The 22,747-nt window shown below is 30.3% G+C and carries 16 protein-coding genes and 2 pseudogenes; 2 read left to right on the forward strand and 16 right to left on the reverse strand.

Annotated features, from left to right (window positions below; all coding sequences use genetic code 11):
* Positions 1 to 87 precede the first annotated feature (87 nt).
* The 12 genes and pseudogenes from thrS to HMPREF1252_RS02250 form a co-directional block, all read right to left on the reverse strand.
* Complete coding sequence (gene thrS / locus HMPREF1252_RS02195) at positions 88 to 1,998, reverse strand: threonine--tRNA ligase (RefSeq protein ID WP_023059293.1); 1,911 nt, start codon at positions 1,996 to 1,998, stop codon at positions 88 to 90.
* 245 nt (positions 1,999 to 2,243) lie between these two features.
* Positions 2,244 to 3,062, reverse strand: coding sequence for a metal ABC transporter permease (locus HMPREF1252_RS02200; protein WP_008901656.1), 819 nt, complete (start codon positions 3,060 to 3,062; stop codon positions 2,244 to 2,246).
* Positions 3,049 to 3,594, reverse strand: a pseudogene (locus tag HMPREF1252_RS02205) (metal ABC transporter ATP-binding protein); the annotation flags it as partial. The gene HMPREF1252_RS02200 and the pseudogene HMPREF1252_RS02205, both read right to left, overlap by 14 nt.
* A gap of 81 nt (positions 3,595 to 3,675) precedes the next feature.
* Positions 3,676 to 4,479 (reverse strand): KilA-N domain-containing protein, encoded by an 804-nt coding sequence (locus tag HMPREF1252_RS02210; protein ID WP_023059212.1) that lies wholly within the window; start codon positions 4,477 to 4,479, stop codon positions 3,676 to 3,678.
* Between the two features lie 189 nt (positions 4,480 to 4,668).
* Positions 4,669 to 6,189, reverse strand: a complete 1,521-nt coding sequence (locus HMPREF1252_RS02215; protein ID WP_023059275.1) for a recombinase family protein — start codon at positions 6,187 to 6,189, stop codon at positions 4,669 to 4,671.
* Positions 6,182 to 7,927 (reverse strand): recombinase family protein, encoded by a 1,746-nt coding sequence (locus HMPREF1252_RS02220; RefSeq protein ID WP_023059418.1) that lies wholly within the window; start codon positions 7,925 to 7,927, stop codon positions 6,182 to 6,184. Before HMPREF1252_RS02220 ends, HMPREF1252_RS02215 begins: the two co-directional genes overlap by 8 nt.
* Positions 7,920 to 9,638: a recombinase family protein gene (locus HMPREF1252_RS02225; RefSeq protein ID WP_023059187.1), complete on the reverse strand. Its 1,719-nt coding sequence runs from the start codon at positions 9,636 to 9,638 to the stop codon at positions 7,920 to 7,922. The genes HMPREF1252_RS02220 and HMPREF1252_RS02225 overlap by 8 nt, the downstream gene beginning before the upstream one ends.
* A 98-nt stretch (positions 9,639 to 9,736) precedes the next feature.
* A complete protein-coding gene (locus tag HMPREF1252_RS02230; protein WP_000332792.1) occupies positions 9,737 to 9,904 on the reverse strand; it encodes a hypothetical protein in 168 nt (55 codons plus the stop codon).
* Positions 9,905 to 10,375: 471 nt separating this feature from the next.
* Complete coding sequence (locus tag HMPREF1252_RS02235; protein ID WP_023059185.1) at positions 10,376 to 10,783, reverse strand: sigma-70 family RNA polymerase sigma factor; 408 nt, start codon at positions 10,781 to 10,783, stop codon at positions 10,376 to 10,378.
* Positions 10,784 to 11,582: 799 nt separating this feature from the next.
* Entirely contained in the window at positions 11,583 to 12,926 is a 1,344-nt protein-coding gene (locus tag HMPREF1252_RS02240; RefSeq protein ID WP_036746758.1) for an MATE family efflux transporter, read from the reverse strand.
* A gap of 11 nt (positions 12,927 to 12,937) precedes the next feature.
* Positions 12,938 to 14,656, reverse strand: coding sequence for an ABC transporter ATP-binding protein (locus tag HMPREF1252_RS02245; RefSeq protein WP_202898853.1), 1,719 nt, complete (start codon positions 14,654 to 14,656; stop codon positions 12,938 to 12,940).
* On the reverse strand, positions 14,640 to 16,394 hold the full coding sequence (locus HMPREF1252_RS02250; protein ID WP_023059288.1) for an ABC transporter ATP-binding protein: 1,755 nt from the start codon (positions 16,392 to 16,394) through the stop codon (positions 14,640 to 14,642). The genes HMPREF1252_RS02245 and HMPREF1252_RS02250 overlap by 17 nt, the downstream gene beginning before the upstream one ends.
* A 148-nt stretch (positions 16,395 to 16,542) precedes the next feature.
* Between HMPREF1252_RS02250 and HMPREF1252_RS02255 the strand changes: the two genes are divergently transcribed.
* Both HMPREF1252_RS02255 and HMPREF1252_RS10055 read left to right on the forward strand, forming a co-directional pair.
* The gene (locus HMPREF1252_RS02255; protein ID WP_004837815.1) at positions 16,543 to 17,502 is read left to right on the forward strand and encodes an AraC family transcriptional regulator; all 960 of its coding nucleotides are present in this window, start codon (positions 16,543 to 16,545) and stop codon (positions 17,500 to 17,502) included.
* 294 nt (positions 17,503 to 17,796) lie between these two features.
* Positions 17,797 to 18,537, forward strand: a pseudogene (locus HMPREF1252_RS10055) (transposase).
* 438 nt (positions 18,538 to 18,975) lie between these two features.
* Here the strand turns inward: HMPREF1252_RS10055 and HMPREF1252_RS02270 are convergent.
* From HMPREF1252_RS02270 to HMPREF1252_RS09465, 4 genes are read right to left on the reverse strand one after another with little or no spacing between them, the layout of a single operon-like run.
* Positions 18,976 to 20,370, reverse strand: coding sequence for an ABC transporter ATP-binding protein (locus HMPREF1252_RS02270; RefSeq protein ID WP_023059220.1), 1,395 nt, complete (start codon positions 20,368 to 20,370; stop codon positions 18,976 to 18,978).
* Complete coding sequence (locus tag HMPREF1252_RS02275) at positions 20,363 to 21,079, reverse strand: energy-coupling factor transporter transmembrane component T (protein ID WP_023059298.1); 717 nt, start codon at positions 21,077 to 21,079, stop codon at positions 20,363 to 20,365. Before HMPREF1252_RS02275 ends, HMPREF1252_RS02270 begins: the two co-directional genes overlap by 8 nt.
* Complete coding sequence (locus HMPREF1252_RS02280; protein WP_023059402.1) at positions 21,076 to 21,675, reverse strand: MptD family putative ECF transporter S component; 600 nt, start codon at positions 21,673 to 21,675, stop codon at positions 21,076 to 21,078. Before HMPREF1252_RS02280 ends, HMPREF1252_RS02275 begins: the two co-directional genes overlap by 4 nt.
* On the reverse strand, positions 21,668 to 22,747 hold the full coding sequence (locus HMPREF1252_RS09465) for a Gfo/Idh/MocA family oxidoreductase (protein WP_002842344.1): 1,080 nt from the start codon (positions 22,745 to 22,747) through the stop codon (positions 21,668 to 21,670). Before HMPREF1252_RS09465 ends, HMPREF1252_RS02280 begins: the two co-directional genes overlap by 8 nt.

Below are 22,747 nucleotides of genomic sequence, written 5' to 3' on the forward strand. Positions count from 1 at the left end.
GAAGAAACTTTCAAATTTCTGTAACATTTTGAAAACAATACATAAAAAAACTCAACCCTTTTGGATTGAGTTTTAATTATATATTTTTTATTCAGTGATCTTCTTTTCTTTAACTTCTTCTTTCATTTGTGAGATGAAGTCTTCGATTTTTACATCTTTTACTTCTTCTCCAGATCTCTTTCTGATGGATAGAAGTCCTGATTCTACTTCTTGTTCACCGATTACAAGCATGTAGTTTACTTTTCTAAGTTGAGCTTGTCTAATCTTGTATCCAACTTTTTCTGCACGAGTATCCATTTCTACTCTGAATCCACTTGTCTTTAGTTTATTCTTAACTTCTTCTGCATAGTCGTGGAATTTTTCTGATACTGGAATGATTTCAACTTGTACTGGTGCAAGCCATAGTGGGAATTTACCTGCGAAGTGTTCAATTAGAATTCCCATAAATCTTTCGATTGAACCTAGTAGTGCTCTGTGAAGCATAACTGGTCTTGCTTTTTCTCCATCTGCGTTGATGTATGTTAGTTCGAAGTTTTCTGGCATTTGGAAGTCAAGTTGGATAGTTCCACATTGCCATGTTCTTCCGATTGCATCTTCTAGATGGAAGTCGATCTTAGGTCCGTAGAATGCTCCGTCTCCTTCGTTGATTGTGTATTTTAATCCTCTTTCTTCAAGGGCATCTTTTAGATTCTTTTCTGCGATATTCCAAGCTTCGATAGTTCCCATGAAGTCATCTGGTCTAGTTGAAAGTTCGATTTCATACTTAAATCCAAATGTGCTATATAGAAGTTCTGCAAGGTCTATCATCTTGAATACTTCGTCTTTTACTTGTTCTGGTAGACAGTAAACGTGAGCATCGTCTTGAGTAAATGTTCTTACTCTGAATAGTCCGTGAAGAGCTCCTGAAAGTTCATGTCTGTGAACTTGTCCAAATTCAGATAATCTTATAGGAAGATCTCTGTATGAGTGAGCTTTTTCTTCATATACTAGGATTGATCCTGGGCAGTTCATAGGTTTAACTGCGTAGTCTTCTCCGTCGATCTTGGTGAAGTACATATTGTCTTTGTAGTGATCCCAGTGACCTGATCTGTGCCATAGTGCTTCGTTTAGGATGATTGGAGTTTGGATTTCTCCGTAACCATTTTCAAGAAGAACATTTCTCCACCAGTTTAGAAGTGTGTTCTTTAAAATCATTCCGTGTGGTAGGAAGAATGGGAATCCAGGTCCTTCATCTCTCATGGTGAATAGATCTAGTTCTCTACCGATTCTTCTGTGGTCACGCTTTTCAGCTTCTTCCATTCGTTCTATATATTCATCTAGTTGTTTCTTCTTTTCAAAAGAAATTCCGTAGATTCTTTGAAGCATCTTGTTGTTTGAGTCGCCTCTCCAATAAGCTCCTGCTATTGATAGAAGTTTAAATGCTTTTATTATTTTAACATTTCCGATATGTGGTCCTCTGCATAGGTCAACAAAGTTGCCCATCTTGTAGATTCCTACATTTTCATCTTCAATTCCTTCTATAAGTTCAACTTTGTAATCTTGTCCTCTTTCTTTGAAAAATTCAATTGCCTTATCCCTTGGCATAGTTTCGAAGGTTACTTCGTGAGCGTCCTTAACTATCTTTTGCATTTCTTCTTCGATCTTTGGCAAATCTTCTGGGACGATTTTGTGTTCAAGATCGATGTCATAGTAGAATCCATTGTCTATTGCAGGTCCTATTGCAAATTTAGTTTCTGGCCATAGGTTCATAATTGCATGGGCAAGTACGTGAGAACTGGTGTGCCAGAAAATCTTCTTACCTTCCTTATCTTCAAAAGTTAAGATCTTAACTTCTGCATCACAATTAATAGGATCGTTTATTCCTAAAACTTCGTCATTTACCATTGCTCCAAGAGCATTTCTTGCAAGACCTTCTGAAATAGATTTTGCAACGTCATAAACTTTTATTCCCTTTTCAAATTCTTTTGATGATCCATCTGGAAAACTTATTTTCATCATTTCCTCCTTAAATATAAAAAAAGATCATACATCGAAAGGACGTATGATCGTGGTTCCACCTTGGTTCGCCTGTGTAGGCCTTAGTGAATTTAACGCATTTCTTACGCTGCATATTACTGCAGAACTCCGGGGTAGTCTTCGCCTCTAGGAATGTGGAGCATTCTCAGCTGGTTTTAGCTCCTCTCTGTAAAATTCTTGTAGAAGTTACTCTTCCCATCCGTCAATATAAATAATCTAGCACTAATTTAATTCTTTGTCAAGCTTACACTAGATTTTCTTCTCGACAAATTTATTATACCCATTACCATCATTCCTATAACAGAATTTATAACGATTGATCCGCCGGGTCTAATATCGTAGTAGTAAGAAATTATTATTCCTACCATGGTGTAGATTACTCCTAAAAGAACTGAAAGTAGTACAGTTGTCTTGTAACTTCTGCTTACCATTAGCGTGGTTGCAACAGGAAGTACGATTAGAGATGCAACTAGAAGTGCTCCTACAATCTTGCAGGCAAGTGCTATTGTTATTGCAGTTAGTAATGTGATGATTGAGTTTATATATCTTACATTTACTCCTGCAAGTCTAGCCAAGTTTTCGTTTATTGCAATGTCCAAAAGAGCTCCATAGTACCTAATTGAGAGGTATAGCACAAGGACAAATACGATTCCTATGAAGATTAAATCTTGTTCTGTAACTGCAGAAATACTTCCAAACAGGTATGATTCAAAAGTATTACCTCCTGGTGCAAAGTCAGATAGCACCGCCGCAAATCCAAGTCCAGTACTCATGATTACCGCCACAGCCATATCTCCATATTGAGGAAATTTCTTCCTTATAATTTCTATTAGAAATGCTGCAACTATACAGATAAATACTGCTCCTATTACAGGATCTAGTCCAAGGATAAGTCCTAGACCAACCCCTGCCAAGGAGGTATGGGAAAGAGCATCTCCAATCATGGAAGTTTTTCTATTTACCATGACTACTCCGATTAAAGGAATCATGATTGATAGCATTAGTCCTGCTAAAAGCGCCCTTCTCATAAAATCAAATTCCAACATCTACAAGTGCCCCCTCCCTCATATCTAAAATTCTATCTAAATTTAAGTGATTTTTAATGAATTCACATTCGTGGCTAACCATTAAAATGGTTATACCTTTTTCCTGATTTAATTTTCCAATCATTTCCATAAAATGAACTTTGTTTTCCATGTCCACTCCAGATGTAGGTTCATCCAAAATTAGAAGTTTCGGATCTTTTACAAGAGATCTCGCAATCATAACCCTCTGTTTAAGTCCGCCAGAAAGTTCATTGAAAGGAGTGTTTTCGTATTCCAAAATATCTAGAGCCTTTAGTTTGTCCCTAGTCATCTCCATAAGCTTCTTGCTCGGTTTCTTTATAAAACCAAACTCCCTATAAAAGTTTAAGCTCACAAGTTCCTTTACTGTAACTGGAAAGCTGATTCCATTGGATCTTTCCACCTGTGGTACATATCCCACATCTTTAAAATCTTTTATATTTTTTAAATCTTCCCCAAATAGTTTTATATTCCCTGAATAGCCATTTAATTCCCTTAGCAAAATCTTAAGAAAAGTTGATTTACCCTACAATGTCAAGCAATTGTTACATAAAATTAGACGATATTTCTATCGCCTAATTTATATACAAAACTTTTATTTTAACTTTTTTATACGTTCACTTTCTGTTAGAATCCTCATTTGTTCAATAGCAATTGCATTTAATTTTTCTATCCTTTCGGTTGCATCCATTCCCTCATTTATAAAAACAGCATTTAAGTTCTCAAGATTTGATAAACACACTAATTGTGATATATCAGCATAGTCTCTCATATTTCCTTTTAACTCCGGATTACTTTCACGCCATTCTTTTGCTGTCATTCCAAACAAAGCTACATTTAATATATCTGCTTCACTTGCATAGATATAGTTTATTCTTTCCTTTGATAATTTCTCAGGGACAAGTTTATTCTTAATTGCATCTGTATGAATTTTGTAATTTATCTTAGCTAAATTCCTCTTGATATCCCAACCTAATTGTTTTTGTTCTTCTTCTTTTAAGCGCTCAAACTCTTTAATAAGATAGAGCTTAAAATAAGGTGATACCCACGATGCAAATTCAAAAGCTATGTCTTTATGTGCATATGTTCCACCATATCTTCCTGCTTTGGCAACAATTCCGATAGAATTCGTCTTATTGACCCATTGTTTAACCGATAAAATAAAACGATTAAAACCTGCTTCATTTTTAATTCCCTCGAATTCGGTGGAATTAAAATTCGCATTATACATTTCTTCCCATATTCCTAAAAATTCAATTGTATTTTTATTCCTTAGCCATTTTTCTATTAGTGTCACACCATTTTCAACATTTCTAACCATGTCGGTTAAAGAAATATAATCTCTATTATCTATGGCAATAATGCTAATTTCTGATCCTTCCACATTTATTTTAGACACAAAAATCACCTCACAATATCTCATTTTAACTATAATTATATCATTTTTTTGTTTGTTCCTAAATATTTACCCTATCAACTCATAGTAAACAGCACTATTTATTTCTGCAAATTTTCTCGCCATTATTTACATTTTGGCATATTAAAATTAAAGCTGGCGAGATTATGAGTTACTTTTAATGCTATTCATCTATTTTTCTACAATTTCTATTTCTCCACTTCTTGATACAACTATTTTATCAATAGAACTATCTACATAGGATTTCAATAAATTATTCTTATCTAAGGAATTACCATCGAATTCTTTCTTCAAATCAATCTTCTCTGATTTTAATTCTTTCAACCTACTCTCCAATAATATCTTTTTATCTTTGATAAAAGTTTTTTCCTTTAAGTAGTCCTCTTTTGAAATATTTTTCTTTTTATAATTTTCATAAATGATTTGTAAATTACTGTTTAATATGGATATTTCCTTTAAAATCTCTTCTTTTACATTCTTGTGTTCTATAACTTTCTCTTTATTTAATGTGTTTTGAATCTTAAAACCTTTTAATTTTGGTTTTATAAGTTCAATAATATCTTTCTCTTTGATATTGTTTGGTGTTTTCTCAGCTTTACATAAATTACAATAATAACTTTTATACTTGTATATTTTATCTGAATTCTTCTTTTGTCTACTGTCACATCGAAAACTCATAGGTCTACCACATTCTTTACAAAATATCTTACCAGAAAAAATAGAGCGATTTTTCTTTCCTGTATAAACATAAAATTTCCTTTTTTCTTTTATTGACTTAACCTCATCAAAAACCTCTCTTGAAATAATTGCTTCATGAGTATTATGGATTACTTTCCACTCTTCTTCAGGAAGTAATATCTTTTTTCGCCTACCAATTCTTGTTTCTTTATACTTGTTATATACATAATCTCCTGTATATAATTCATTTCTTGTAATTTGTGATATGCAAACACTTGTCCAAACTCTTTTCTTTACTCTACTTCCTGTAATTAAATTTCCAGTATAATCAGAAAGTTTCAGTTCTTCTTTTCGCTCAGAGCGAGTTATATAGCCTTTTTCATTAAAAATATTAGCAATTTGAGTACAAGAATACCCTCTTAAAATTAAATCAAATGCTTCTTTTACTATAAATGCTGTCTTTTTATCAATGATGATATGATATTTATTATTTGGATCTTTGATGTATCCAAAAGGTGCTGCCCAGTTTGTATTCTTCCCCTGTGATTTAATTTGTTTTAAAGAATTGCTTACCTTCTCAGATAATTCTTTACTGAACAAATCATAATACAAGGTCTTAAACTGCATATCCATATCTAAGCCATTTCCATTTTCGTTTATGGAATCATAACAATCATTTATAGCTATAAATCGTATTTTTAAAAATGGAAATATATTGCTCAAATAATCCCCAAGCAAGATATAATCTCTTGAAAACCTCGACATATCCTTTACTATGATAGTCTTTACTCTTCCTTCTTTTACATCATCAATAAGTCTTAAAAATGCAGGTCTGTTTGTATTCGTTCCCGAATACCCATCATCTACATATTCCTTTATTTCACAACTCTTTAAAGATGATTCATTTTCAATATAATTTCTTATATAATCTCTCTGATTTACTATGCTTATACTTTCATCCATTTTGTTATAATCTTCGTCTGAGAGTCTTAGATAAATAGCCACCTTATTCATACTCTACCTCCAACTGCTCTTTTATATCTTTATCAAGATTAAACTTAAAATTTATGGTTACTTTCTTATTATGTGAAATTTCTATATGGTTAATGAGAGTATCAACCAATCCTTTATCCACTTCTATACTCTTATCAGCATCTAAGCAGTAAAAGAGAGCTTCTATGAATTTTTTCAGTTCCCTTTTCCTTTTCTTTATATTTCTTATTCTTTCATCAAAAACTTTTAATTCATTTTTTAAGGTTTTTATTTGATTATTTATTTTTTTACTTTCTATTTTAAAATCACTTAAAAGAACATCTCCTTTAACATAGTTTTCATATTGTTCTTGTAGATTGATCCTAAGAGAAGCAATCTTTTTATTATTTACATCTGTTTTTATAGAAACTTGATTTATCTTTTCAGCACTTATATTTTCTAAATATATTTTTAGTTGTAATATTTTATCCTTTTTATAAAAGCTTGAAACCAGTCTTTTTAAGGTATCTACTAAAATTTTGTCAAGTTCTGTTTCATATATTCTGACATGAGATTTTTCTAATTTTAATCTATCTCCACCTTTACAATAATAGCAATAGCAAATCTCATCATGATATTTCAGTCCTCGTGGTCCATATTGTTTTTTCAAATTTCTACCACAAACACTGCATTGTATGAGGTCGTCATACTTTCCTTCTTTTTTATAATCTCTTTGAATTTTTACTCCAACATTTTCTTTTCCGTCTTTTATTATGTTTTTCAGTGAATGGTAAGGTAGATAGTTTTGTTTTTTCTCCTTTATCTCTCTGATATTTTCAAATGTAGTTTTGTCTATTAACCCTTCATGGGTGTTCTCTGTTATAATCCACTCTTCTTTATCACGAAACTTACTTTTCCTACTTGGATCATGTCTATTTGAGTATACTCTTTGAATCAAATTCCCAATATATACTTCATCAGAAAGCATTTTTGATATATAAGAAATATCCCATTGTTTTGTATCTTCTTTATCCTTAAAAATTTTACCTGTTCTTTTATATTCATCAGGTGTCGTATATGTTTTAGTCAATTCTCTTGCTATTTGCATATTGGATTTACCTTGACTTGCCATATAAAAGATAAGTCTTACTACATCTGCTGCCTTTTCGTCCATCACCAGAACTCTTTTTCCATCAATTTTATCAACCTTATAGCCATACGGAGCCATCGCTCCTATAAAAGACCCTTGTTTCATTTTTATTTCTTTAGAGGCTTTTATTTTCTTTGAAATATCTTTTGCGTATAAATCATTGAAGATATTTTTTATTGCTATTTCATAACTCTGATCTGATTTTATACCGTCTTTGGTATCCAGATTATCATTTACGGAAATAAATCGAATTCCCAAAAATGGAAATACTTTTTCGATATAGTTTGCGATTTCCAAATACTCTCTACCAAACCTTGACATATCTTTTACTATGATACAATTTATCCTACCTGTTCGGATATCTTCCATCATTTCAATAAATGCAGGTCTTTTAAAATTTGTTCCAGAATATTCATAGTCCTTGTATACTCTTAAAATCTTTATATCTTTTTCGTTTGCAGCATTTATACAAAGTTCTTCCTGCATTTCAAGTGAATTACTTTTATCCCTATAAGCTTCCTTTCTTTCCTGTGATAATCTAGCATAAATACCGGCAATGTATATTTTTTCAATCACTTTTCCAACTTCTGTTTCTGATTGTGATATATGCCTATTTTTTGTTCTAGCCATAGCATACCTCACTTTCAGCACTTACAAGACTTTTATTCATAACAGTGGGTATAGTTTTTGACTTCCTGCTTATATCGATACTTTTCTTTTTTATGGTGTTAGATTTAATGCCAGACTTATCCATTTTTGTCATTTCTTCAAGTAAAGACAATTCTTCGGTATGATTAAACCTAACATCTATCGTCTTATTTTCAGAAATAAAAATTTTATCAATAAGCATCACAACAGACAATCTATCTATTTCAGATAAATTTTTATACTTGTTAATGTCGATGATCCAACTCTTATTTTTGTCAATCTTCTCCTTAGTATATTCCTGTTTTTTCAATCTATACTCGATACTTTCATCTAATTTAGTCAATTTCTCTGTATAGTTTTTTCTAAAAAGTTGATATTCTTCTTTACTAATAACATCTTCTTTTAGGTCAAGGTATAGAGAAGATAAGAGTTCTTCTGTCATCACTTTTTCTCGTTTTAGCATAGGAATTTGATTGTCTTTCAAATTTTTATTTATATCTATACGCTGAACTTTAGAATATAGATTTTCATTAAATTCAATGTAGGACTTCATTATTTTAGATACTGCTTTTATCAAGGTTTCTTCTTTTATGCTGTGTCTTGTGCAAGATTTTTCCTTGTTGTACTTTGAACAGATATAGAATATCTCTTCTCTTTTTTTATACTTTACAGTCCTTCTAATCAAAGAACTTCCACATTCTTTACAAAAAAGCATTCCTGTAAAAATATCAATTTTGTCCTTTCCACGAGAATTATTCAAATCTCTTTTTAACATAGTATTTGCAATAGTAAAAACTTCTTTACTTATAATTGCTTCATGGGTATTTTCTACTCTTATCCATTCTTCTTTCTCTTTTTCTATCTGCTTTTTATTTTTGTAACTTAAAGTAACACTCTTTCCTTGTAAGGTATTTCCAATATATACTTCATTTTCTATAATTCTATTTACTGTCTTTGCTGACCAGGTTCCACCTTTTGTGTTTTGAAATCCATTACACTTAAATCCTTGACTTTCTTTATATTTTCTTGGAGTTAAAACTCCTAAATGATTTAGTTCATCTGCAATTGCCTTTGAGGAATATCCCAAGAGTTTCATATCAAATATATTTTTGATAATATCTGATATCTCTTTATCAATCACTAACTTGTTTTTATTCTCCTCAGACTTTTTATATCCATAAGGTGCAAAAGCACTGATAAAGTCTCCTTTTTCTCTTTTTATCTTTTGAGAGCTTTTTACCTTATTGGAAATATCTCGGCAATAACTATCATTGATGAAGTTTTTTATAGGAAGTATAAGGTGTGTATCGTTTATATCTGCACTTTTACTATCGTAATTGTCATTTACTGATATAAATCTTATACCGTTTTCCGGAAATATTCTTTGAATATATTTTCCAGCTTCTATATAATCTCTTCCGAATCTTGATAAGTCCTTTACAATAATTGTATTGAACTTTCTATCATAGGCAGCCTTTATCATTTCTTTAAAATTGGGACGATCAAAATTTGCACCTGAATACCCATCATCCACATACTCTTTGACAATTGTAATTTGATTTTTTCTTGCATAAGAGTTTATAATTTCTCTTTGATTAGATATAGAGTTACTTTCTGTTTTTTCGCCATCTTCTTTTGATAATCTTAAATACATAACTGCCAAATTTTCTTTTGCTAAATTGTTTTTAAACATAAAAAAGCCTCCTTTAATTCAATTTACATACAATAAATCGAACCAAGGCTAGGCTTCCACAAAAATATTATAACGCTCCTTATATTTTCTGTCAGCCCCTAATAGACAGAAAATTTTTCTTTGATGTATTCCTCTACTAAATTTTCTAAACTAAATCCATTTTCATTAAATTTAACTTCTATATTCCAACCATCAATTTGATTTATCATCTGTTTATCTTTTTTATCTGTTTTCATTTCTGTATTTATATTATGTTCATCACACATAATATCTTCTCCTTATCTTCAATATTTTTAAGTTTTTTGACATTAACAGGCGTGTAGGTCACGACATTGGAATTTCACCACCGCCCCTTTTCAAGATGAGCCGGCAACAACTGTAGAAGTATCATTATCCCCATTTGTTTCAATGCATCAGTTTCCTAGGCTGAATATATAATTTCTTTTTGTCGCTCGTTTTCTTTTATCCTTCTTTTAACTAGAGTATTTATTTAAACCGAAATCCTTATCAGCAGAAAAGTTATGGCGAAGAAATTATAAAGCTCCACAAATGGTTAATGTCCTGTCTTGGTCTATTCAGTTGTCAAGGTTCAAAATCTATATATAACGAGGTTTTAAAAGTCCCTCTATATATAAACCTTACTTTCAGGACAATTTTTAACTACTTTTTTGAATATTTTTTTGTAAATTTTTTAAAAAATAGAGGACAGAGAGATTTTCCCCTGCCCTCTATTTGATTTACCTATCCAAAAGTTTTCTCAGTTTCTCTAAAATCTTATTTCTTAATCTACTGATTTTCATTGGATTTGTATCTTCTTTCTTTGCAACTTCTGTGAGAGTTTTATCCTCAAAATACAGTGATTTAATTAGGTTTCTCTCTTCGTCATTTAGACTGTCTAATGCACGATACAAATCTTCTATACGCATTTTGGTTTCAATGATTTTTTCAACATCAACTGTATTATCTGCAATATCTACAACACTTGTATTAAAATCTCCAAAATGAAATACACCATGCTTTATATCCAGTCGATTCAAATGAGCTTCATGATTAATCTCTTTTTTATATGCTCTATACACTTCATCAGGTACATATATTTTTTTACCCTTAACATAAATGTATTTTTCTTTATCATTATCTGACATCCTTTGGTCCTCCTTTTTTTACTCGTTTTTCGATTTTTGAGCATAAAAAAGGAGGACTACGGCATTTAGGCATGTCGAGTCCTCTGAAAAATAGGAGTTTTAAAACTAAAAACTGTTTTCTGTTAAACCTAAAAAGTTAACATAAACATGATATTAAAATAGATAGGTATTCTTATCGTGGTTTTATTTATAGTTTTATTCATTGATATATCTACCTCCATCACATTTATATATATCACTAAAAGTAGATATATTTGCATTAATTCTGCTTCATATCTAAAAATTCTACAGAAAGTGTTAATAGCTCTAGATTCTCATAAAATTTATTTCCTTCCAAGCATATGAACTTATCCAAGTTTTTCTTGTTAAAATAATCTATAAACCTTAGTTTTATTTGTTTATTCAATTTTGATTAGCTTCAGATTCAACTAAAAATATGGCATATATAAACCTAAATTCATGACATTTGAACATCTTATCTATAATTTTTTTCTAATGTTTGTATTAAAAACTCTATCTACCTCATTCAATGTCAATTCTAGAAAATTTATAAGACTAAATCTTTCAAAAATCAATTCAGATAAAATATAATTCTTATTTTTCAATAGTTATACAAACATCCTGCGCTTATTCCTGCTTGTTTATATGTCTGTCTTTGTTGTCTATGCAAAACCTTTAGAAATAAATACTTCTACACTAGTTTCTTGTATTTGTAATTTTCTTTTATTAGCAGGTAATCTTTCAATTTTCTTTACTGATATATTATTTTTCCCATAAAAATATTATAAAAATCAAATCTTTAATTATTTACATTCATATTTGAAAGAGCCTTGGCTTGCATTACTAAACCTACCATTATCATAGTAAAATCTACAACCGGTTCTGTCCACCAAACAGCCCCTGCTCCAAATATTCTTGGCAATATAAGTAAGGCTGGAACAAGTAGTATTAACTGTCTTAGCATTACAATCATTCCAGCTTTTTTTCCATCCCCTATCGCTTGGAAAAAAGTTATTGTCATAATCATAATTCCATAAAGAATAAATACTGAATAGAATATTCTGAAATTATTAACTCCACTTGAAATTATATCCTGACTTACTTTAAATAAACCAAGTAACTGTTTTGAAAATACTTGTGCTGGTAACCAAAAAATTGCTGCAAGTACTGTTCCTCCTATAGAAAATATCTTCATAGTTTCCTTTACTCTATCGTATTGTTTTGCTCCAAAGTTTGTACCAATAATCGGCTGTAACCCCTGACTCATTCCCCAAATTGGTATAAATGAAAATCCATAAAATCTCAAAGTTGCTGACATTAATATTGCATTTGGATCTCCTCCATATCTAAAAGCTTGTCTATAAAGCAATGTTTGCTGAACCATGAAAAATACTTGCATGATCATAGCTGATACTCCTACTCCAAACATTTCCTTTGATATATCTTTTTCTTTTTTTATTTTCCCTATTTTTACATTTTCACTTTTATTCTTAAAATAATAAAGAGTAATAACAGCTTGAATTATTTGTGCTGTTACAGTTGCTATAGCTGCTCCCTCAATGGCATAATCACCCATTAATTTCATTAGTATTGGATCAAGAACTATATTGATAAAGGCACCTAGTCCCATGATACTCATTGCTCTTTTCATAAGCCCTTCACCACGCATAACCATATTGGCTGACTGGGTAAAGTTTACAAAAATTGAGCCTAGAAATATTATTCTTAAATATCTTATACCTAATGCCTTTATTTCTCCTGTTGCTCCAATTAAATCTAAAAAATATGGTCCTAGAAGTATTCCTCCTATTGTTATAATCGTTGAAAAAAAGATAACCCAATAGATAAGATTTCCCATAAGTTTGTCTATAGTATCTTTATCACCTTTTCCCATGGCTCTTGATAAAATCGATGCCGAACCTATCCCTATAAGCGTTGCAATCCCATTATTAAAAAATGTAAGTGGCATGGCTATTGAACAAGCTGCCATGGCATTTTCCCCTATTATCTGTCCTGCAAATATTCCATCCATAAGTGGATATAGGCCTATAACTACCATCCCAATTACTGCTGGTATAGATAATTGAAACATTAAAGACAATGGCTTCTTGGTCAACAACTGTTCTTTCATGTTTTGTTTCATTTTTAATCCCCTCAATATATAAATTCTTCTGCTAATTTCGTTTTTTCTAATAAATTGTTATACAATTTTGATTCTTCTATCAGTTCTTTGTGATTGCCTTGGCTTTCCACATGTCCATTTTCTATGACTATGATTTTATCTACATTTTCAATAGATTTTAATCTATGGGAAATAATAATAACTGTTTTATCCTTTATTAATTTATTCAAACTTTCTTGAATTTTCTTTTCATTGTCCACATCAAGACTTGCTGATATTTCATCTAATATAAGAATTGGTGCATCCTTTAAAAAAGCTCTTGCAATAGAAAGCCTTTGTCTTTCACCACCAGAAAGCTCTGACCCATTTTCCCCTATAACTGTATCTAATCCATTAGGAAGTTTATTAATAAAATCCATACAATTTGCAAGGGTAGCTGCCTTGATAACTTCTTCATCGCTGGCATCTTTTTTACCTATACGAATATTTTCTAATATAGATGAGTTAAATAAAGTAACATCTTGAAAAACAATAGATATTTTCTTAAATAAAGAATCTGTGGAAATGTTTTTTATATCCTTTCCATCTATTAAAATTTGACCTTTATCATAATCATATAATCTTGATATTAATCTTAATATACTTGTCTTTCCAGAGCCAGAAGCTCCAACTAGAGCCGTTACCTCTCCCTGTTTCGCAGTAAAGCTAATGTCCTTTAAAACCTGATTATCATCATAAGAAAAAGCTACATTTTTAAAGACTATATCAAACATATTCAGTTCTACATCTTTACCCTCTTGAATTTTTGTTTCCTTAATCTCCCTAATCCTTTCAACACTTGGATCTATAGAGAACACTTCTAATAATCCTTCTTTTGATAAATCGAAAATATCTTTTATCTTTATGGCAGCCATTAAATAACCTAAGAGATATAAAATGTCAATCTCCCCAGATAGAATAAGGCTAATACCAACATAACTAACTACTGCTATACTTACGAAAGAAAACATAGTAGATAAACCTAATGTTATAATAGAACTCTCTTCCACTTTTAAATGTATTTTTTCACTTTCATCCATCTGTTTATAAAGTGATGTCTTCACTTCATCAGATAAGTTGAAACTATTTATTTCTTGTTGAAGTTCAATAGTTTCTTGGAATTTTTCTGAGTTTTCTCTAAGTACCTTGTGATATTTCTCGTTTCCTTTTACCTGCGACTTTTTAGCAATAGGTATTAGTATAAAACTTAAAATAGTTGGGATCATTACTGCTAGCCCCATCTTAAAATTGCCTATCATTAGCATAATTCCAATTAGTGGGAAAAATAAGACCATTCCTCCTACTTTAGGTATTGAATGACTCATAGCATGTTCTACTTTTTCCACATCAGCCATAATCGTTTGAGATATATCTGATAAATTATGTTTTGAAAAGTAGGATAGGGGAAGTTTTGATAGAGTTTCAGCAATATCTATTCTTAAATTAGCACTCTCTTCATAAGTTGTAGTATAAAGATCATCATATTCTTTGGCTAACAAAACATACATTATTACTAATGTAACAACAGAAACGCCAAAATATAAATAAGGGCTTTTAACATTTTTCAAAAGAAGCTGATCTGTTAACATCATTAAAATAAAGGCAGGAACCATATTAATACAGTAGACCAAGAAACTTGATATAGTAGATTTAGTAAGAGCTTTAGCCCCTTTATCAGTCAGACAAAAGCGTTTTTTATAAAATTTCCTCATCTTTAACCCTCCATTGATTTGCACTATCATAAAGCTCTAATAATTCCTTATATTTTCCACCTTTTGAAATAAGTTCTTGATCACTGCCTCTTTCAATTATTTCTCCATTCTCTAAAACTAAAATTTCATCAACAGAACGAATACTACTCATCCTATGGGCAATCATAATAACTGTTTTATCTTTCATAAGGTTTTTAAAGGCCTTTTGAAGCTCATACTCATTGTCTGGATCAATAGAAGCACTAGCTTCATCCATAATTACAATTTTAGATTTCTTGAGCATGGCTCTCGCAATAGCAATTCTCTGTTTTTCTCCTCCTGATAAATAGACTCCCTTTGAGCCAATCATGGTATTCTCCCTTTCAGGAAACTTATTTAAAATAACATTACAACCTGCAAGTTCCATAGCCTTCATAACTTCTTCCCTACTTGCCTTTCTATTAGCAAGAGCAACATTTTCGTAAATAGATGTCTTAAAAAGTTTGCTATCCTGAAAAACAAAAGAAATTGTGTTTATTAGAGCATCCTTACTATAAGATTCTAAGGGTCTCTCTCCAATCTTTATACTGCCACTATCTACTTTGTAAAAACCAGATAATAGCTTTACAATAGTCGATTTACCTGAACCTGAATGTCCAACTAATGCATATTTTTTTCCTTCTTCTAATTTAAAAGATAAATTTTCTAATACCTTATTTCCATTGTAGCCGAATGTTACATTATCAAACTCTATATTATAGTTTTTGAAATCACTAATCTCTCCATAATTTAATTTATCTTCATTCATTTTTTTATATAAGTCTTCTAAAGTATCTACAGCATACCTAGCGTTAAAGATGTTCATACTAGCCCACATAATTTTCATAAATGAAACCATCATTACTCCACTTAAAAACAAAATCATGAATAGTTCAACAATAAGCAAATTAGCATTATTAACTTTATTTATGGTAAAAACTAAAGGGATAGACAAAATTGCAATAATTCCAAAAAATATCCATTGATATAGTACATAAGGTTTTTTAGAACTAATTGAGTAATCAAGAGCATACTTAGAATAATCCTTAATCGCCTTATAAAGAGTTTTAAAAGACTCTACAGTAGCTCCGAATATTTTAACAACTTGCATGCCTCTGACATATTCAACTGTTTCACCACTTAAAATTTCTAAGGATTTTTGGTAGTATTCCATGAACTCTCCTCCACCCATCATGTTCTTTAAAATAAGAGCCCCTACTATTGTTAGTATAAGAATAACTATTCCCACTCTACTACTAATAGAAAAGGCAAGTATTAAAGATAAGACTGGAATTAAAAAAGCTTGTGAATTATCTGGTATCATATGTGCTACTGCCGTATGAGTTTTAGCTGCATTATCATCAATAGTTTTTCTTATAATTCCAGATGGATTTAAGTCATAAAAACGAAAACTTGCTCCTGTAAGTCCATCTATCCCTTTCTTTCTCAAATTAGTTTCTAAACGAAATCCGAGCTTATGGGAAAATAAACCTGATAGTAAATATACCAAAGCTCCCAACGTCAAACTCAAAACAGTTTGAATAGACATTGCTCTAGCAACTAATAAATCCTCCTCAACAATTGAACTTCTTAAAAATTTATACAACAATGAATATCCGTACACCATCAGAAACGCAGATAGTGCTGATAAGAAAACTGCTATATATCCATTATGTTTTCCCTCAGGCACATAGGAAAAAAGCCTTTTGTAAATTTTCATATTTACCCCCTTAATAATATTTTGATAAATTTCAAATAAAAAATACGACTTACTTGATAACTTTTATCATAAGTATATTGTAAAATATTTTCGTTTGTTTTACAATATATATAGGTTTATATGTCTAAACGTGTTATTGGAGGTTTGTATGGAAAATTTTGAAAGTTTAATAAATGCTTATGTTTCATCGGAATTAAAAGACGAGAATTATTTTCATCCTCTAGGGAGGTATTATATAGCTAATACGAAATTATATAATGGTTATTACTGGTATTACGAAAGTAGCGACTTTATAATAGACATTCATAATCTTTTCATAAAAGAAGATTTTGTAGAAGATGGCGTTGAATCAATGCAAAATTATGTTACATTAATTTCCAATTTTGTAATGTCTGGAAACGGAGAATGGTTTAATCCCTATCAGTCAATTGAACCTTTTTCTATGTTTGTTATGGATCCAAGCGACAAAAAGAATAGATATCTTATACATAAAAATTCTAGATTGTGTCTTGTAGGTGTAAAATTTAAAAAAAGTTTTTTAGAAAAATACTATCCACCATATTCTTACTCAAATAATGTAGATGATTTAAAAGATATGTTTTTTCAATCTAAAAATTCAATTATTAATCCAATAAGTAAGATTGCTAAAGATATTTTGACTTGTAAACTTGAAAATGCTGAAGCTAAACTTTTCTTTGAGGAAAAGGTAAAAGAGTGGTTTTATATAACTGTTGAGGCTAGTGAAGATTCGAAAAATTTTAAGCCTCTTTCAACCGAAGATGAAAAACTTATTGAGAATGTAGAAAGATATATTAGCGATCATTATTCTAACAACATACCTCAATCACTTCTAGAAAAAATCGCTTGTATGAGTGGAACAAAGTTAAAGGAAAGTTTTAAGAAAAAAAACAATTTGAGTATTACAGAATTTACCCAAAGAAAAAGAATGAATATAGCAGAACAATTATTAGTAACCACTGATCTTGAAATAAGACATATAGCTAAAACTGTTGGGTATACTTCAGCTAGCCGATTTAGCAAACTTTACAAAAGATATAAGGGAGTTTATCCTAATGAGGTTAAAATTATGATTAATTTAAATAAATAAATCTAAACCATATTCCTAAAAAGAGGACTAAGACGCCTCAATATGTCTAGTCCTCTTTTTAGAATTTTTAATACTATTAATTAACAATATAAATTTATATCTCATTGAAAATCATAGTGTAAAATATCTTGTGTAAACGTAAAGTTGTTCCTTGGATAGAAAAAGAGGATCCAATCTTGTAAGATTAAGTTAACACAACTAAATCACATGAATATTGGAGAACCTCATAACAAATTTTAACAAAGAATTGATTGAAGTGCTAGCCCAAGGAGTAGATGTTACAGAAATATTTCGCTGTCAACCGGAAGATGCGATGAATCTTCTTCTAGAAACAGAAAAAAACGTTTTTTAGGATTTGAGCCCTATGATACCAGTGAATACAACTCTGGGAATTCTAGAAATAGCTACTACACTAGAACCCTTAAAGGCAAATATGGTGTATTACATCTTAAGATGCCTATGGATAGGAAGGGGCTCTTTTCTCAAAAACCCCTATCTTTTTTTAACGAGTCAAATTCTACTCTTGAAGATAACATTAAATTGTTCCACCAAAATGGTCTAACAACCAGAGACCTATTGGAAATGATTGAGAAAATGTACGGTCAGCAAACCGTATCAAATAGTTCGAAGTCCACCCTAGAGGAACTATAGCTTTTTAAAAAGAACTCCAGACAGGCCGTTGTCTACTGCTATGTTACCTTTCTCTCTATAAGACGAGATTCGGTTAGCAAAGAAGCTGTTCATGATATTATAGGAATCACAAAAGAAGGCCACAAAGAGGGTCTAAGCTTTGCTATTTATCCCATAGAATCTGCTTCTAACTACAGAGAAATACTCCAAGATCTTAAATCCAGAGGACTAGAAGATATCGTTCTCTTTGTTAGCGATGAATTAACAAAACTAAAGCATACTCTCAATGATGAATGTCCCTTATCAAAACATCGATCCTACTGGATACATATCATAAGAAATATAGCCAATAAAGTAAGAGTCAATAATAAGTCACCCCTACTGGAAGACTTAAACTTCCCTTAGAAAATTTGTTTGATAAATGGGCAGACAAATATCCTAAAGTAAAAGAACAATTTCCACATGAAACATCTCTGGAAAAGTATGTGTATACCGATGTTTCAAAATACAACACGGCGTTTTCTTCTATGATCCATAAGGAATTTGGGATGGCACTATATGAACTAAGTAAACTGCTAAATAAAACATAAGGAAAGCGCCAAAGCAAAAATTTTTCATCCAATATATGGGATTAAGGTACAAAGCATGTAGCATTATCTAGTTAGGTACAATTTACTTAGTTTCACAAGAGGTTACACAATTTATTTAACACTACCTTGAAAACTCTATGCCTTAATAATTTTAAAGTGTAATACTGAACAATTATTAGTTAACTATAATAAAACAATTAAATTATCTTCTTATTAATGTGAATATTTTTTATAATTTCATTAAGATATCAAGTTAGACATATCTTATTTTTTCTAAATCCAATACACGATTGCAAATTAAACTTGCAAATTCAAAATCATGGGTAGCTATAAAAATAATTTTATCTTTTGAATGTGACTTTAATAATTCTACAGTTTTAATCATATTTTTATAATCAAGCCCACTTGTAGGCTCGTCTAAAATAAAAATTTCTTTGTTACACAATAGTCCACAAACTATGGCAAGTCTTTGCTTTTGTCCCCCAGACAAAGTGTTAGGGTGGCTATTTTTATAATTATATAAGTCAAAATCATTTAGCAGTTCATTAATTAAATCATCTTTTACGTTCTTTATTCCTAATTTACATTCAGCAAAGACACTATCGGCAAATAATTGATAATTTACGTCTTGCATAACCATATAAGATATTTGCTTTCTTGCTTTTTCATCAATTTCTTTAGATTTTAAAATAAACTCACCCTTATAATCAGTATAAAGTCCACAAAGAGTTCTTAAAAAAGTAGTTTTCCCTATGCCGTTAGATCCTAAAACAGCAATAATATCACCCTTGTTTGCAGAAAAACTAAGTCTATCTGTAAGGCATTTATCTTTCCTATAAATTGAAACATTATTTACCTGTAAATAGGACTTACCTATAATTGGTGATTTTTCTTTTATATTTAAACTAGGTTTGTTTCTTGTTCTTAAACCCATAGTCTTAATTTCATCTTCAGATAAACTTAAAAAATCTTTATTGGAAAAAATTTTATCAATTTTCCCATTCTTCATATAAATAATTCTATCAACTAAATCCATTATATAATAGATTCTGTGTTCAGATATAATAACTGTTTTACCACTCTCTTTCAACATGGATAAGTGTTTTTTTAATATATCTATTGTCGGTATGTCCAAATTAGAAGAAGGCTCATCAAGTAAATAAATATCTGGATTTGTTGCATAAACTGATGCAAAAGCAATTTTTTGTTTCTCTCCTCCAGATAAATGAAAAATATTTCTATTTTTTAGTTTATTTATTTCTAATTTATTGCAGGTTTCATCTAATTTCTTTTCTAAAATTTCTCTTTCTATTCCTTGGTTTTCTAATGCGAATACAATTTCACTATTTGTATCCACATTAAAGAATTGGGTTCTAGGATTTTGAAAAACACTTCCGACATTTTTTGAAAGTTCAAACATTTGATAGTTAGATAATAATTTATCATTTATTTTTACATCACCATTTAAATCTCCTTCATAATAATATGGTATCAACTTATTTATAAGCCTTGTAATAGAGGTTTTGCCAGATCCAGAAGAACCACATATTAAAATAAACTCTCCTTTTTTTATTTCTAGATTTATATTATCTAAGCTAATATCCTTAGTGTTTCTATATTTGAAACAAACTTCATTTAACTTAATCATAAAAATACCTCAAATATATTGTAAATGCAGTAATTATTACTCCAATTATTATAGATAAATAATCTAAAATTCCAAAATTAATTCTTATAATTGAAGTTCGTTTATTTGGTGATTCAATTCCTCTTGTGATGGAAGCTATAGTTAATTCATCTGCTGCTTTTGCTGCCATAATTATCATAGGAGAATAAATGCATTCTACGGTTAAAGAAGGGTTTTTTATAAATCCCAAAAAAGATGGAGAAATCCCTCTAAGCCCCATTGAATCTTTTATATATCGCCAATCTTCTTTTACTGTTGGCATATACCTAAGCATTACTGCTAGGGGAATAGAAATTTTTTTAGAAACATTAACATAATCCATAGCAGATAAAAATTCCCCCACTTTCGTTGTCCTTAGTATTGTCATAGAAAGCATACATACCGGATAAATTTTATTAACTAAACCCAAAAATGGCATAAATATGCTTCTAAAAGTATTACTTCCATATCTTACAGTTAAAATACTAAGAAAATATACTAATAGATATATTAATATCCCAGTAAAAGCAATTTTGATTTTTCTATTTATAAGACTAAAAATAGCAATTAATGCTACAAAAGCTAATTCATATTCTATTGAGGGCAAAATACTTGATATAATTATGCACAAAAATAGCAAAACTATTTTTGTGCATGGATTAATATGTGTATTCAATTCTCCTGAAATCATAAAATACCCGCCTTTTCAAATTGCTTTTTTAAAAGTTTAGAACCTATAAAAGCACTAAATAAAGCAACTAAAAAAGTTCCAATTACAATAACATAAATCATCCAATCAGCAGCTGCTGCATTCATAGACTCTATATATGTTATATCTGTCCCCTTTTCTATCATTGCATTTGACCAAGACTTAGGATCCATAAAATATACGACAAAAGTCCCTATATCTCCTAGTGCAAATACTCCAAAAGAAAGGATGTTTGTTTTTTTACTTTTATATGACTTGCTTCCTGCTATAAATTCAGCAATTATCCCCATAACTAAAGTTCCAAGACCCATAGCCCAATGCATGCCAGTTGCAAATCTCAAAATACAAATTATTATTGCCAAAATAGCAATAGTTCCTCTTTTAGCCACTTTCGAGATCAGAAACATAAATATTATTCCTGATAAAAGAGCACTACCCATTGGCTGATAAAAGGTTAATACAGGATTCATTCCAAAAGGCATTCCCCCAATCATATTAAATATAAAATAGAGAGCTGTAAAAACTCCTATAGTAATCAAATCCTTTGTTTTTAGACCATTCATATTATTTTTATTCATTTTTTCCTCCTTTTAAATCATTAATTTTAATTGCATTTTTTTTATACGGTTGAATTATTTTACTTTGTCCAAGCTCTCTAGATAATTCACCCCATGTCTCTATCGCTGAAATCAAGTATTGTTGCTCCACTATATTAGCCTTTTTACTATCTATACAATTTATAAATTCTATAATGGACTTTGAAATAGAATTAACCCAACTTAATTTCATCATACTACTATAAGTTTCTTCGTTATCTTCAGCTATTTCAAATGTTTTTAATTTCGAAAACTCATTGCTTTCTTCTAAATTAAATTTTCCATTTTTATCATGTGGCTTATCCAAACAGCTCTCCCATATTATAGGTCCATTTGTACCTGATAATGTCAAATTCCCTGAGTTCGTTATAAACATTATTTTATGCATTAATAACATGTAATTATCTGGATTTTTCGCAGTCATTTGATTTTGCACACTTATACATATAGGAATATCGTTTATATACCCTTCTATAATCTCAAAAGGTGATTCTATATTCTGCGTAGATATATTTCTAAATTCATAAGGTTTTAGTCCTCCCAAAGCTCTTCCCAAAATATCTATAAGAGGAAACAATACATGTACACTACATTGTGCAGAAATAAATCTAATTTTCGACAACTTATTTAGCTTTTTAGATAAACTCAAAAATGTATCTACACTTTTTAAATTTGGATAAAATGTGTTAAGTTTATAAAAACAAGAATTTTCTCTTGATAATTTCAAAAACTCTATATATTCTTTTAAATGAACTGGTTGTTCCTGAATTACATTTACTCCATTCTTTAACAGTTGCTTAACCAAATCACTGCCTGCCCCACCTATCAATGTTGACCCTATAACAACACAAGCCAAATCTATTTCATTAAGATTCACATCATTTAAGGTTGTATATATTGGTATTTTATACTTTTTAGCATAACTTTGAGACAATTCACTACCTTTTGACAAAATGCCTACTATCTGAAATTTTTCATTCATATTTTCGATAGCTTTTATATAAAACTGTCCAAATCCTACACCACAAACCAATACTCTATATTTGTTTTGCAT

Origin of the sequence: Peptoniphilus sp. BV3AC2, assembly GCF_000478945.1 — a bacterium.
Taxonomy (GTDB): domain Bacteria; phylum Bacillota; class Clostridia; order Tissierellales; family Peptoniphilaceae; genus Peptoniphilus_B; species Peptoniphilus_B duerdenii.